General features: G+C 42.5%; 1 pseudogene. It reads right to left on the bottom strand.

Annotation, left to right across the window (positions count from 1 at the left end):
• Positions 1-252, bottom strand: a pseudogene (locus ACFINS_RS09800) (integrase); the annotation flags it as partial.
• Positions 253-339: the final 87 nt, after the last annotated feature.

The following is a 339-nucleotide window of genomic DNA, read 5'->3' as shown; positions in this document are numbered from 1 at the left end:
TACACATTGCCTCATGCGTTTGTTTCTCACGTTTTTAATAGAGGTCACGTCCCTCAATGCGAAACAGAACGCCATTATGTTACACCATTCACACGCTTGTTTTAAAGAGGCATCCGTCAGCGCACCCAAGTCTATTTCATAACGCTGTCCGTGAAAGATATAATGATAAAGCCATTGGACCACGCCCTCTTTACATTTATGAAAGAGCAATCTGGCACTGTTATTCTCTTTACCAGCTTCAAAGTGTTGCAATCCCCCCCTCGCATTGAGACGGTTCTTTATTCCTTTCTTGCAGAGTTGTTATCTACACACCAATCCCACTTGTGACATACAAGAAAA

Source organism: Bartonella sp. AA2SXKL, assembly GCF_042197205.1.
GTDB lineage: Bacteria > Pseudomonadota > Alphaproteobacteria > Rhizobiales > Rhizobiaceae > Bartonella.
The sequence above is the reverse complement of the archived record's forward strand: the minus strand, read 5'-3'. Positions and strand labels throughout refer to the sequence as shown.